Below are 12438 nucleotides of genomic sequence, written 5' to 3' on the forward strand. Positions count from 1 at the left end.
TCGACCGGTTAGGCGTGCCGCGTCTCTCGTAAACCTCAACTTCTCGAACCGCCCGGTGCGGACCCGCTTGCCGGGTGGTGTGGGAGGGGCGGAGCCAGAAGGCTCCCCCCTATCCCGATATGGGCGAAAGATTGTCGCGATCGGCTCAGCCGCCGAAGATCTTCTGGTCGATCAGGGCCGAGAGGGCGTTCATGATCAGGACAAATACCCCGGTGGCCTGGGCATTGCCCAGATTGTGCAGGGCTAACTCATGGTCGTCCGGATGGAGCAGGGAAGTGACGTCGGTCTTTTCCCGGGCGCTGAGAACCACCACTCTCATGCCGCGGTCGTGGGCCGCCTGGATCGCCTGGATCAGGTTGGCCTTATGACCGTCGTCGACCACCACGAACAGCGTATCGCCGTCTTTGCCCAGGGCTCTCACCTGCCGCGAGAAAGTCTCATTGAAGCGATTGTCCCGGCAGATGGCGGAGAAGGTGGTGGCGTCCGCACCCAGATTAATCGCCGGTAAGGCGGGGCGATCCTGGTCGAAGCGGTTCAGCAGGTTGGTGCAGAAGTACTGCGTCAGGCAGTTGGCGCCGCCGTTGGCGCACATCAGGATCTTGGCATCGGTCAGCAGTGACGCCACCAGCGTATCGGCGACCGCATCCAGTGCAGGGCCCACTTCGGCCGCGGCATGGGCGGCATTTTCCATGTGCTCGGCGAACATGGCGTTGATCAGCGAATCGGCAGATTGTTCAGTCATGATGAGGCATCAAAAGCATTCTTGATCCAATGGGCCTGATAGCGGCGTAAACGTCCCGGCTGGATGGCGATGACATCGAAGCGACAGGGATATTGCCATAGTTGGTGCCGCTGCAGGTAGTAATTGGCGGCTCGAATCAGGCGTTGCTGTTTGCGTGGGGTGACCGACTCCATGGGATTTTCGTAACTGGTCGTCCCGCGATAGCGGACTTCGATGAAGACCAGTGTCTCGCCATCCCGGGCGATGATGTCCAGCTCGCCACCCCGACAATGAAAGTTGCGTCCAACGATGTGCAGGCCTTTGCGTGCCAGGTAGCGAGCAGCGGCCTCTTCGGCTTGCTCGCCCTGCTTGCGCCGACCGTCCCTGGTCTCGCGCATGGGGTTACTCGCTGGTTGGCGCCGTCGCGCTGGTCGCCGGCGCGGGTGTTGTCCTGTCAATGGCTGCGTCGCGCGAAGGTGCGTCCTGGCGCGTTTCATCCGCTGGCTCGTCAGTGACCGGTTCGTCCAGCGGTGCCGGGACGCCCTTCTGGAAAATCGCCCAGCCCTGTTCCCGGCGTACCAGGCCGTCCGGCGTCATGCTCAGTGTCCCCGTCAGCCCGTCGACGTCGCTGCCCTGGACCTGCGACAGCAGCTGCAGCTTGGAGGACAGGGCATAAGCATCCATGCCCATGGCGAACAGGCGTCCATAGCGTTGGGTGACGTCGGGTAACGCGGCGCTGGCCCGCTGGCGACGCTCGTTGTCCGGATTCAGCATCCACGGGATGTCGGTGAAGCGCACCCGTTCCAGGTCGCCATCACGACTCGGGTCCGGCTGGCCGGTGTAGATCGTGGAGGGCGAGTAGACGGGCAGGTCGCCACCGAAATAGAACGCAAACAGCGGGTTGAACTGACGGCCGATCGTCGGGGACGCCACCAGCACGATGGCGTCGATGTCCTGCCGGCGGCGGGCTTCGAACTCCACGTTCTGGGCGATGGTGTGCTCGATGGTGATGGCCCGCTGACGGCTCTGGTCGATGCCGAACAGGTCCGCCACCGTCTTGCGCAGATTTTCGTTCGGGTCGTAACGAACGGCGTTGAGGATTTTGCCGCCATCCTGGTTCATGCGCTGGATCAGCGCACTTTCCACGCGGTCTCCCCAGTCGCCCCAGGGGATCAGGGCAACGGCTTGCGTGCGATCATCCGCCATCAGGCGATCCGCAATCTGACGAGCTTCGTCTTCAGCAGACAGGCCGTACTGATACAGTTGATCCGGATGCGACTGGCCGTCTTCCAGGTAGTTCAGGGCCAGCACCGGCGTTGGCAGGGAGGTGCGGTCGGCGACCTTGGCCAGGGCGGATTTGTCGAGCGGACCGACGATCAGGTCCGGCTTGGTTTGCTGGATGCGGTCGTAGAGCGCATCAAACGCCTGATCGTTGGTGTCGAAGACCTGGATGCGGGTTTTCGTGCCCTCATTGCGCTTGTCGTCCTCATAGAAGGCGGCAAAAAAACCATCGCGAATGGCTTGGCCTGCTTCGGCCAGCGGCCCGCTGAGGGGCAGTGCCAATGCAATGTGCCCGGGGCGCTCTTCCGAAAGCGTGATAATCAGGCGCAGTTCGCTGGGCAGCGGGTTGGCTGCCGGATGATCCGGCCAGTTTTTCTGCCATTGGCGAATCGTGCGGCCCTGGGTGTCCAGCGTCACACCGGGCTGGCGCAGGGACAGGGCCAGCTCCAGCCAGCCCTGCTGCTCGTAGCCGATGGCGGTCTGGGCCGCCGCGTTCAGTTGACTGTCCGGCGCCCGCTTGAGCAGCTGCCAGATCCGATCGTTGTCGGCCAGAGTGCCGCCATTGGGACGAATCGGGCTGGAGGCAATCAGTGTCTGTGCCGCCTTCAGATATTGCCCCACAATTTCGAAGGTGCTGGTTTGCAGGCGTGCCGCCTGGGTCTGGCGGTTATCGGGATACTTCGAGAACTGATCCACCGGCAGGGCGTCGGCGAAGTCCGCGGCCCAGCCCCGGTCATCGAGCGCGATGATGCTGCCCATGGCCAGCAGACGATACTGGTTGAGCGTATCCCCCTGAGCCTTGTCGAAGGCTTCGCTGCGCAGGATGGTGCGGGCGTCCTTATGACGGTCGGCGTCCTGGTAGCGGGCGGCGGTGCTCAGAAGACCACGCAGGGCGGTGTCGGAATAGCCGGAGGATTCGGCAATCGCCAGCGCGCCCTCCGGAGTGTCAGCCTGGTCGGGCTGGATGCCCATGGGGGTGCAGCCGGCCATCAAGACGGCCAGGGCCAGGAAAAACGCAGGGCGAAGGCGAAGAAACTCTCTCATCGTCATGCAATGCTCACAGTAGGGCGAATGGTTCGGAATTCCGCGGCCGCAACCGATCCCGCGGGACGTCCTGCCATGCCGCCGCTTGTGGTGCCGGCGGAACATGGGCATCATGCCGGAAATTTGCCAAGAAGCGAGTTTACCAGTTCGCCGTGGATTTCTCATGACGTCGCTGTCATTCGCAAACCCGGCGTGTATCGCGCAACTTCAGGAAGGACACCATGCCCGAAAGTGCTGCTGACTGCGGCCTTCTCTATATTGTGGCCACCCCCATCGGCAACCTGGGCGATATCAGTCAGCGGGCGGCCGATATTCTGGCCAGGGTGGATTGTATTGCTGCAGAGGATACGCGCCACACGCAACGCCTCCTGCAGGTGCTGGGCCTGCACCGGCCTCTGGTGGCCCTGCATGAGCACAATGAGCGGGAGCGTCATGAATCGGTCCTGCAACGTCTGCGACAGGGCGAGTCGGTGGCGCTGGTTTCCGATGCCGGCACACCGCTGATTTCCGATCCGGGATTCATCCTGGTCCGTGCCGCGCGCGAGCAGGGGCTGACGGTGGTGCCCATTCCCGGTCCCTGTGCCATCACCACGGCCCTCAGTGCGGCCGGTCTGCCAACGGACCGGTTTACTTTCGAAGGATTTCTGCCCACCAAGCGTAAGGCGCGGCTGGACGCTCTCAAGGCCTTGCGGCACGAATCCCGAACCCTGGTCTTCTATGAAGCGCCACATCGCATTCGGGAAACGGCGGTGGCGCTGGCCGAAGCCTTCGGTGCTGAGCGCTCTGTGGTGCTCGCCCGGGAGCTGACCAAGGCGTTCGAAACGTTTTACAGCGGGACGGCTGGGGATGTGGTCGAGCAGCTCGCCGAGGACGATTACGCCGAGAAGGGCGAGTATGTGGTCATGGTGGCGGGCGCGCCGGCGTCGTCGGAGGATGCCGCCACCGAAATCGATCCCGATGAGCTGCTGACGGTGCTGCTGCGCGAGGTGCCGGTCAAGGTCGCGGCGCGGATGGCGTCCGAGCTGACCGGCTTGTCCCGCAATGAGCTTTACCAGAGGGCGCTCGCCCTGAAGGCGTGATGTTGCGGTCTTTTTCGCTTGCACGCCTGGGGCGGGCGGCGTATTGTCTCGCCTGAGCTCGCCGGGCAGTCGCCGCCGGCCGCCATTGGCGGACGGGGGAGGAAAGTCCGGGCTCCACAGGGCAAGGTGCCAGGTAACGCCTGGGCGGCGTGAGCCGACGGAAAGTGCAGCAGAAAGGAAACCGCCTAAGCGCCTTCGGGCGCCGGTAAGGTTGAAAAGGTGCGGTAAGAGCGCACCGCGTGACTGGCAACAGTTCACGGCGATGGTAAACCCCACCTGGAGCAAGACCAAATAGGAGTCCGATGGCGTGGCCCGCGCTGGACTCGGGTAGGTTGCTTGAGGCTTGTGGTGACGCAAGCCCTAGATGAATGACTGTTCTCGACAGAACCCGGCTTACAGGCGAGCTCGCTTTTCTTTTCTTCCGTGTGATCTCTGTTGTTCGAATTTCCCTCCTGATATAGCGAAAAATTCTTACTCCTCAGGTTTTTTGTATAAATAGTGCTTCAGCTACTTGATTTATCGAAGGTTCTTGTCTCCATTTCCGAGTAGCTTCTCCTCTTCTCCTTCTAAACCCTTGTCATAACAGGAAGTTTTACAGGTGGGCCGCCTCTGACGGCGCTTGCATTGTATTTTTCGTGTTTCTATAGTGTGCAGAAGTGGGAAAAAGTGGATAGAAGTGGTTTTTTGTGGTTTTTGGAGGGCGAGAGTGGGAAAATTGCCCGCTCTTGATTTTGGCCCCGGCGATCCAGCCGGTTTGAGGCCAGCAACTGGCAGCATTTATGAGCAACTTTCTCGGCAGTCATGCCATCAACATGGACGCGAAGGGGCGCATTGCGATCCCGACCCGCGTGCGCGAGGAGCTCGCCGAAGTGTGCGGCGGCCGCATCGTGTTGACGGCCAATGCCGACGAGGAGCGTTGCCTGCTGGTTTACCCCGAGCCGCAATGGGACGAAATCCGCCCCCAGATTGAGGCGTTGCCGAACATGAACAAGGCGGCGCGCCGGCTGCAGCGCAAGATGCTGGGCCACGCCACGCCGCTGGAACTGGACGGTGCCGGCCGGGTGCTGGTGCCGCCGACGCTGCGCAGTTACGCGCGGCTGGAAAAGAAACTGATGCTGGTCGGTCAGGGCAAAAAGCTGGAGCTGTGGAGCGAAGAGCGCTGGTTCGCATGGCTGGATGAGTCCGAGGATGACGACGATATGCCGCCGGAGATGGAGTCACTTTCCCTATGACCGTGCAAAAAGGCGCCTCACCCAAGCATCTTTCGGTGCTCTTGAGTGAGGCGGTCGACGCATTGGTGGTCCGTGCCGACGGGCGTTATGTCGACGGAACCTTCGGGCGCGGCGGCCACAGTCGCCTGGTCCTGGAGAGGCTTTCCGACAGCGGGAGGCTGCTCGGGGTGGACAAGGACCCCGAGGCCATCGCAGTCGGCAGGGAGTTGGCGCAAGCCGACTCCCGTTTTCATATTGGTCACGGCTCTTTTGCCGAGCTTGAACGGTTTCTGATGGAGAGCGGCTGGCAAAGCATCAGCGGCATGCTGATGGATCTCGGCGTGTCATCGCCACAACTGGACGATGCCGCGCGTGGTTTCAGCTTCATGCGGGAAGGGCCGCTGGATATGCGGATGAATCCCCAGCAGTCGCCCAGTGCGGCGGAGTGGCTCAACAACGCGCCGGAAGCCGAAATCGCGGATGTCATCTGGCGCTACGGTGAAGAGCGTTTTTCCCGCCGTATCGCGCGGGCCGTCGTGGCGCGGAGGGCGGAAGAGCCGCTGGCGACCACCCGCGAATTTGCCGAGCTGATTGCCGGCGCCGTGCCCAAAAAGGAAAAGCACAAACACCCGGCGACACGGACATTTCAGGCCGTGCGCATTTTTATTAATCGGGAACTGGAAGACCTGGAAGCCGGCCTGCAAACCGCGGTCGATCACCTCGAACCGGGCGGCCGTCTGGTGGTGATCAGCTTCCACTCATTGGAAGACCGCATCGTCAAGCGGTTCATGCGGGATCTGGCGCGAGGGCCTCAGTTGCCCCGCGGGTTGCCGGTGACGGCCGATCAGGCGGCATCGGACTTCCGCCTGATCGGTAAGGCCGTCAAGGCAGAAACAGACGAAGTGACCGACAACGTTCGGGCCCGGAGCGCCGTCATGCGTGTCCTGGAGCGTCGGTCAGGGAAGAGTGAGGTATAGCAATGGCAGCGGTAACGATTGAACGGCCCCAGGTCCAGACCCGCAAGCGTCTGCACCCGGAAACCATGAAGGCCGGCGTCAACACGGCCATGCGCCTGTCGCGCCGGATTTTTGCCGGACTGTGCCAGCGTCATGTGCTGATTTCTGCGGGCCTGGCCAGCGTGCTGGTGTTCTCGGCGATTGGCGTCGTCTACAGCGCCCACGAGAACCGGGTGCTGTTCAACGACCTGGCCCAGCTCCAGGCGCAGCGGGATGGCTACCAGCGGGAGTGGAGTCAGCTGCTGCTGGAGCAGAGTGCACTCAGTGCCCATAGCCGCGTCGAGGCGCGGGCTTCTCAGGGCATGGACATGGTTGTGCCCGGCAAGCAGGACATTGTCCTGGTGCAGTCGCAGCCATAACAACGATTATATCGAGCCGTCAGGGTAGGGAAACGTGTCCACATCGCAGTCGACACCCAGCACCATGCAGAAGCTGAAAGCGCATCTGGCCGGTTGGCGTCATGCCACCGTGCTGGGCGCGTTTGTGCTTGTCATGGTGGCGCTGGCGGCGCGGCTGGTGCAGTTGCATGTGGTTGATCAGGATTTCCTGCGGCGCCAGGGCGAAGTCCGCACCGTCCGCACCGAGACCATCGATGCCCATCGCGGCATGATCACCGATCGTCACGGCGAACCGCTGGCGGTCAGCACCCCGGTTCAGACCATCTGGGCCAACCCCAGTGAAATGGATCCCAACGATCCCCGGATTGCGCCACTGGCCCGGATGCTCGGCGTCAGTGAGGGCGACCTGCGATCGCGTCTGAAGCGTTATGCCAGTCGCGAATTCATCTACGTCAGTCGCAAGATCCAGCCGGGTCTGGCGCGCAAAGCCATGGCGCTGGATATTCCCGGTATCTACAGCCGCCGGGAATACCGTCGTTACTATCCGACCGGCGAAGTGACCGCTCATGTCGTGGGCTTCACCAATATCGACGAGCACGGTCAGGAAGGCATGGAGCTGGCCTACAACGACTGGCTGTCCGGTGAGCGCGGCAGCAAGCGGGTGCTGAAGGATCGGCGTGGCCACGTCATCAAGGACCTGAGCCTGGTCAAAGACGCCAAGCCGGGTCGCAACCTGGAGCTCAGCCTGGACCTGCGGCTGCAGTATCTGGCTTACCGGGAGCTCAAGGCGGTCGTACAGGCCCATCATGCCCGGGGCGGAACGCTGGTGATGCTGGATGTCGACACCGGCGAGGTGCTCTCCATGGTGAATCAGGGGTCATACAACCCCAACGACAGGAGTCAGCTGGACCCGGCCAATCTCAGGAACAAGGCCATTACGGATCTGTTCGAACCCGGATCCACGATAAAACCCATCACGATGGCGGCCGCCCTGGAGGCCGGTGTGGTGACCCCGAAAACCCGGATCGATACGAATCCGGGTTATCTTCGTTTTGGGCGCTACACCATCCGGGACACCAGCGACCACGGCGTGCTTGATCTCAAGGGCATCATTGCCAAGTCGAGCAACGTGGGGATGAGCAAGATTGCGGCGAAAATGGGTGGCGATCCGATCCGTGACATGTTCCTCAGTGTCGGGCTCGGGCAATCCACCGGTATCGGTTTCCCGGGCGAGGCCGTCGGCGTGCTGCCGGCGCCTACCCAGTGGCACCCGGTGGAAGTGGCGACCCTGTCCTACGGCTACGGCCTCAGCGTCAATGCGCTGCAATTGGCAGAGGCCTATATGGTCCTGGCCAATGGCGGTATCCGCTATCCGCTGAGCCTGATCAAGCGGGACGAACCACCCCAGGGGCAACGCGTCATTCCGGAGCACATTACCGCCCAGGTGCGGGAGATGCTCCAGGCGGTGATTGAAGACGGCACCGGCAAGCGCGCCCAGATCGGTTTCTATGAGGCGGGCGGCAAAACCGGCACCGTCCACCTGGTCGGTCAGCACGGCTACGAGGACAGTGAGTACAAGGCTATTTTCGCCGGTATGGCGCCTGTGGATAACCCCCGCATTGTGTGTGTTGTCGCTGTCGATGCGCCCAAGGGCGGGGAGTATTATGGAGGGGAAGTTGCCGCTCCCGTCTTTTCCCGGGTCATGGGTGACGCGCTGCGTTTGCTGAACGTGCGCCCGGACCTCGATGATAATCCTGTGGCATCCCAGCCACGGGACACATCCGGGGGCAGGGGGTAAGCCATGAGCATGACATCCCTGAACCATCTCCTGACCGGTATCGTCGACGTTCCGTCGGTATTCGATGTCACGATTCATGGGCTGACTGCGGATAGCCGCAAAGTTCAATCCGGCGATGCCTTCGTGGCGATCGCCGGCGCCACTTCGTCAGCGGATCACTATGTGGCCGATGCCATTGAGACGGGCGCCGTTGCCGTCCTGCTCGACGTGGATGACGCCGAGCCGGCCTGTTACGAGCAGTCGGGGGCTCTGATCGTGGCCGTGCCGTCGCTGAAACAACAGATGGGCGTCATTGCCGATCGATTCTATGGATCACCGTCCAATGAACTGGATGTGATCGGCGTGACCGGGACTAACGGCAAGACGTCGGTGACCTATTTCGTCAGCCAGCTGCTGAGCGCCGCCGGCCACAGTTGCGGCATCATCGGCACGCTGGGTTACGGCGTGGGCGGTCAGATGGCGCCGGCGACCCATACCACGCCCGATGTGATCACCATCAACCAGGCGTTGCGCAAGATCCGCGTTTCCGGTGGCAAGGCCGTGGCGATGGAAGTGTCGTCCCATGCGCTGGATCAGGGACGGGTGAACGATGTGCGCATTCGCGGCGCCATTTTCACCAACCTGACCCGGGATCACCTCGACTATCACGGCAGTATGGAGGCCTATGCCGAGGCCAAGAGCCTCCTGTTCCGTCGTGATGGGCTCGAGTTCGCCGTGATCAATTTTGACGATCCGTTCGGGCGTCAGCTCTACGGCCAGCTGGACGGGCAATGCGACCGGGTCCGCTATAGCCTGCACGAATCCCAGACCGAGCTGTGGCTGAAGTCGCTGACCGCCCATGCCGATGGCTTCGACGCCACCTTCGACGGCGCCTGGGGTGAGTTCTCGCTGTCGGCGCCGCTGCTGGGAACGTTTAACGTCAGTAATGTGATGGCGGCGATCGCCACAGCGTTGCAGCTGGGGCTGTCGCGGGATGACGTGGTCTCGGCCGCCAAAAAATTGATGCCTCCGCCGGGCCGGCTTGAAGTGTTTGCCGGTGCCGCCGGCATTCGCGTGGTGGTGGACTACGCCCATACCCCGGATGCGCTTCAGAACGCCCTGCAGGCTCTCAAGCCGCATGTGGAGGGTGATCTTTGGTGCGTCTTTGGTTGCGGGGGGGACCGTGATACCGGGAAGCGTCCGGAAATGGCGTCCGTTGCGGAAAAACTGGCGGATCGCATCATCGTGACCGATGACAATCCCCGCACCGAAGACCCGGGGGCCATTGTCAGTCAGATCATGGCGGGATTCGCCAACCCCGGCCGGGCCGAGGTGATCCACGAGCGGGAAGCCGCGATCCGGCAGGCGGTTTTCGAAGCCCTGCCGGGCGATGTGGTTCTGGTGGCTGGAAAAGGGCACGAAACCTATCAGGAAATCCAGGGCGAGCGGCACGATTTCAGCGATGCCGGCGTCGTGCGTCAGGCGTTGGTCGACAGGGAGGCAGAACAATGATGCAGCGGTTCACCCTCCAGGATGCGGCCGAGATGGCCGGTGCCAGCCCGCAATCGGCGACCGTTGAATTCAGCGGCGTGTCGACCGACACCCGGACGATCAATCCCGGGGATCTTTTCGTCGCCCTGCGCGGTGATCGATTCGACGGCCATCTCTATGTGCTGGATGCGGCCCAGGCGGGTGCCGTGGCGGCGGTGGTCGATCAGCCGGTGGACGGCGTCGCGATCCCGCAACTGGTGGTGGACGACACCCTCAAGGCGCTGGGTCGCCTGGCGCTGGGCAACCGGCTGGCCAGTTCGGCCCGCTGTGTGGCGGTTACCGGTAGCAGCGGCAAGACCACCGTCAAGGAAATGCTGGCCAGCATCCTGCGCCACCAGGGTGAAACCCTGGCCACCCAGGGCAACCTGAACAACCACATTGGGGTGCCGCTGACCCTGTTCCGGTTGTCGCCGGAACACCAGTACGCCGTGATCGAACTGGGAGCGAGCGGGGTCGGCGAGATCGCCTACACCGTCAACCTGGCCCGACCTGAAGTGGCGATGATCACCAATGCCGGTGAAGCCCACCTGGAGGGCTTCGGCAGCTATGAGAACATCGTCGAAGGCAAGGGTGAAATCGTGGAGGGTGTCGACCTGGATGGTGCCGTCGTTCTCAATGCCGACGACCCGGCCTGTCCGATCTGGCGCAAGCGCGCCGGCCAGCGCCGGGTGCTCACGGTGGCAACGACCGACGATAAGGGCGCGGACTATCACTATCGTAATGTTCGTTCAGAAAATGGCCAGGTGACCTTCGAGGCAGTCGGTCCGGGCGGCTGGATTGCGCCGGTGCGACTCAACCTCCCGGGAACCCACAACTTATTGAATGCATTGATGGCCATCGCGGCGACCCGCGAGTTGGGCGCCACCGACGACGCCATCTATCGCGGGCTGGATGAATTAAAACCCGTTAAAGGTCGACTGGAGCAGATTGAGTTACAGTCCGGCGTCAATCTCATCGATGACAGCTACAACGCCAATCCCACATCGATGAAGGCGGCCGTGGATTACCTGTCCCGACAGCCAGGCACGGGCGTGGCTGTGCTCGGATGCATGGCCGAACTTGGCCCCGACGCCCATAAACTGCATGCCGATATCGGCACGTTTGCCCGTAAGCAGGGGGTGTCGCATCTGCTGGCGGTCGGACCCAATACCGACGGTTACCTCGCCGGTTTTGGCGAAGGCGGCCAGGCGTTTGCCACCCACGACGAGGCGGTGGCATGGCTGCTCGCGCACCAGGCGGCGCCCATGACCATTCTCGTAAAAGGTTCTCGCAGTTCTGCCATGGATAACGTGGTCAGAGCATTGATCAAGAAGGTGAAAGACTGATGTTGCTCTGGCTAGCAGACTTCCTCGCGCAGTATTTTGACGAGCTGACGGTCTTCCGTTACCTCACCCTGCGAGGCATTCTCGGCGTGCTGACGGCACTGCTGATCGCATTGATTATCGGGCCCTACATGATCCGCAAGCTGGGTCAGTACCAGATTGGTCAGGCGGTGCGGGACGACGGCCCGCAAACCCACCTGAGCAAGGCCGGTACGCCCACGATGGGGGGCTCGCTGATCCTCGTGGCGATCGCGGTCAGCACCCTGCTCTGGGCCGACCTGACCAACCGCTATGTCTGGATCACCCTGCTGGTGACGCTGCTGTTCGGGGCCGTCGGCTGGGTGGACGACTATCGCAAGGTGGTCGAGCGGAACCCGCGGGGCCTGCCGGCACGCTGGAAGTATCTCTGGCAGTCCGTGATTGGCGCTGGTGCGGCTATTGCCCTGTTCTATTCATCGAGCCTGCCGCAGGAAACATCGCTGTACCTGCCGTTCTTCAAGAACGTCAGCATTGTGATGGGCCCCGCCGCCTTTATCCTGCTGACTTATTTCGTGATTGTGGGCAGCAGCAACGCCGTCAACCTGACCGATGGCCTGGATGGTCTGGCGATCATGCCGACGGTCATGGTGGCCGCGGCCCTGGCCATCTTCTGTTATCTGTCCGGCCACGCGCAATTCGCCTCCTATCTGTTGATTCCGCACCTGCCGGGCAGCGGCGAGCTGATCGTGTTCTGTGGTTCTCTGGTCGGCGCCGGATTGGGCTTCCTCTGGTTCAACACCTATCCCGCCCAGGTCTTTATGGGCGATGTGGGCGCGTTGGCGCTGGGTGCCGCGCTGGGTGTCGTGGCGGTGATCGTTCGTCAGGAGTTGGTGCTGTTCATTATGGGCGGCGTGTTCGTGATGGAAACGGTTTCGGTGATCCTGCAGGTGGCATCCTACCGCCTGACCGGGCGGCGCATCTTCCGGATGGCGCCGTTGCATCACCATTTTGAATTGAAGGGCTGGCCCGAGCCGCGCGTCATCGTGCGGTTTTGGGTCGTGACGGTGGTTCTGGTCCTGGTTGGACTGGCCACGTTGAAGATTCGTTAAGCGGTTGGAT

At 62.3% G+C, this 12438-nt stretch carries 11 protein-coding genes and 1 other RNA gene; 9 read left to right on the plus strand and 3 right to left on the minus strand.

The features are described 5' to 3' along the window. Positions 1-145: 145 nt before the first annotated feature. From EB809_RS16765 to EB809_RS16775, 3 genes are read right to left on the minus strand one after another with little or no spacing between them, the layout of a single operon-like run. Entirely contained in the window at positions 146-742 is a 597-nt protein-coding gene (locus tag EB809_RS16765; protein WP_123635992.1) for an SIS domain-containing protein, read from the minus strand. Beyond that, positions 739-1119, minus strand: a complete 381-nt coding sequence (locus EB809_RS16770; protein ID WP_123635993.1) for a YraN family protein — start codon at positions 1117-1119, stop codon at positions 739-741. The genes EB809_RS16765 and EB809_RS16770 overlap by 4 nt, the downstream gene beginning before the upstream one ends. A 4-nt stretch (positions 1120-1123) precedes the next feature. Next, positions 1124-3052, minus strand: a complete 1929-nt coding sequence (locus tag EB809_RS16775; RefSeq protein ID WP_123635994.1) for a penicillin-binding protein activator — start codon at positions 3050-3052, stop codon at positions 1124-1126. Positions 3053-3267: 215 nt separating this feature from the next. Here EB809_RS16775 and rsmI point away from each other — a divergent pair, with 215 nt between their 5' ends. The 9 genes from rsmI (at position 3268) to mraY (ending at position 12428) form a co-directional block, all read left to right on the plus strand. Then, a complete protein-coding gene (gene rsmI, locus EB809_RS16780; RefSeq protein WP_123635995.1) occupies positions 3268-4125 on the plus strand; it encodes a 16S rRNA (cytidine(1402)-2'-O)-methyltransferase in 858 nt (285 codons plus the stop codon). Between the two features lie 53 nt (positions 4126-4178). Further along, positions 4179-4537: RNase P RNA component class A (rnpB, locus tag EB809_RS16785), an RNA gene on the plus strand. A gap of 367 nt (positions 4538-4904) precedes the next feature. After that, positions 4905-5357, plus strand: coding sequence for a division/cell wall cluster transcriptional repressor MraZ (mraZ, locus tag EB809_RS16790; RefSeq protein ID WP_123635996.1), 453 nt, complete (start codon positions 4905-4907; stop codon positions 5355-5357). After that, positions 5354-6313 (plus strand): 16S rRNA (cytosine(1402)-N(4))-methyltransferase RsmH, encoded by a 960-nt coding sequence (gene rsmH, locus EB809_RS16795; RefSeq protein ID WP_123635997.1) that lies wholly within the window; start codon positions 5354-5356, stop codon positions 6311-6313. The genes mraZ and rsmH overlap by 4 nt, the downstream gene beginning before the upstream one ends. A gap of 2 nt (positions 6314-6315) precedes the next feature. Beyond that, on the plus strand, positions 6316-6711 hold the full coding sequence (gene ftsL, locus EB809_RS16800) for a cell division protein FtsL (RefSeq protein ID WP_123635998.1): 396 nt from the start codon (positions 6316-6318) through the stop codon (positions 6709-6711). 64 nt (positions 6712-6775) lie between these two features. Further along, entirely contained in the window at positions 6776-8488 is a 1713-nt protein-coding gene (locus EB809_RS16805) for a peptidoglycan D,D-transpeptidase FtsI family protein (RefSeq protein ID WP_190294946.1), read from the plus strand. 3 nt (positions 8489-8491) lie between these two features. Then, positions 8492-9979, plus strand: a complete 1488-nt coding sequence (locus EB809_RS16810) for a UDP-N-acetylmuramoyl-L-alanyl-D-glutamate--2,6-diaminopimelate ligase (RefSeq protein ID WP_123636000.1) — start codon at positions 8492-8494, stop codon at positions 9977-9979. Next, positions 9976-11343 (plus strand): UDP-N-acetylmuramoyl-tripeptide--D-alanyl-D-alanine ligase, encoded by a 1368-nt coding sequence (locus tag EB809_RS16815; RefSeq protein ID WP_123636001.1) that lies wholly within the window; start codon positions 9976-9978, stop codon positions 11341-11343. The genes EB809_RS16810 and EB809_RS16815 overlap by 4 nt, the downstream gene beginning before the upstream one ends. Beyond that, a complete protein-coding gene (mraY, locus tag EB809_RS16820) occupies positions 11343-12428 on the plus strand; it encodes a phospho-N-acetylmuramoyl-pentapeptide-transferase (protein WP_123636002.1) in 1086 nt (361 codons plus the stop codon). The genes EB809_RS16815 and mraY overlap by 1 nt, the downstream gene beginning before the upstream one ends. Positions 12429-12438 lie beyond the last annotated feature (10 nt).

The organism is Marinobacter sp. R17 (genome assembly GCF_003789045.1).
In the GTDB taxonomy this organism is placed as follows: Bacteria; Pseudomonadota; Gammaproteobacteria; order Pseudomonadales; family Oleiphilaceae; genus Marinobacter_A; species Marinobacter_A mangrovi.